1 protein-coding gene is annotated in these 215 nt (G+C 55.8%); it reads right to left on the bottom strand.

From position 1 onward, the window contains the following. A partial coding sequence (locus tag ACSIPU_RS31490) for a hypothetical protein (RefSeq protein ID WP_033917651.1) occupies positions 1 to 215 on the bottom strand: 215 nt, incomplete at both ends.

Raw genomic sequence — 215 nt, 5'->3', positions numbered from 1 at the left:
GAATCGCTGTCAGAGTCCGAATCGCTGTCAGAGTCAGAATCGCTGTCAGAGTCCGAATCGCTGTCAGAATCCGAGTCGCTGTCAGAGTCCGAGTCACTGTCAGAATCCGAGTCGCTGTCAGAGTCGGAGTCACTGTCGGAATCCGAGTCGCTGTCGGAGTCCGAGTCGCTGTCAGAGTCCGAGTCACTGTCAGAATCGGAATCGCTGTCAGAGTC

Source organism: Klebsiella sp. HN106 (genome assembly GCF_051209435.1).
Classification (GTDB): domain Bacteria; phylum Pseudomonadota; class Gammaproteobacteria; order Enterobacterales; family Enterobacteriaceae; genus Klebsiella; species Klebsiella oxytoca.
This window is presented reverse-complemented; position numbering and strand designations above follow the sequence as displayed.